Below are 499 nucleotides of genomic sequence, written 5' to 3'. Positions count from 1 at the left end.
GCCCTGTACGACTCCTTCGCCTCATCCCTGGGCAAGGACGACCGCCTCGAGAACCTCCTGCAGGATCCGACCATCGGGGCGGTCGCCGTCTACTCGTTCACCTCGGACCCGGCCGCGGTCCGAGACAGCCTCGACGCGGGCGCCCACGGGTTCCTGTCCAAGTCCCTGACCGCGCCTGAGCTGGTGAGCGGCATCGAGCAGATCGCCGCCGGGAACCGCGTCACCCTCACGGGAACGGGCCTGCCGATCATGGGTCCCGACAAGTGGCCCGCCAAGGAGGCCGGCCTCTCGCACCGTGAGGCCGAGGTGGTCAGCCTGATCGTGCAGGGGCTGTCCAATGACCAGATCGCCGAGCAGTGCTACCTCTCGCTCAACACGGTCAAGACCTACGTGCGTTCGGCCTACCGCAAGATGGACGTGACCACCCGGGCGCAGGCTGTCGCGTGGGGCATCGAGAACGGCCTCAAGCCGGACCGGTAAGACTGAGTGCGACTTCACA

General features: G+C 67.3%; 1 protein-coding gene. It reads left to right on the top strand.

Annotation, left to right across the window (positions count from 1 at the left end):
• On the top strand, positions 1-480 hold a 480-nt coding region (locus tag H483_RS37040; RefSeq protein WP_017838455.1), incomplete at its 5' end, for a response regulator transcription factor.
• Between the last annotated feature and the right edge of the window lie 19 nt (positions 481-499).

Origin of the sequence: Dietzia sp. UCD-THP (assembly GCF_000349585.1) — a bacterium.
Taxonomy (GTDB): Bacteria; Actinomycetota; Actinomycetes; order Mycobacteriales; family Mycobacteriaceae; genus Dietzia; species Dietzia natronolimnaea_A.
Note: the sequence above shows the minus strand (reverse complement) of the source record. Positions and strands in the feature narration are given on the sequence as shown.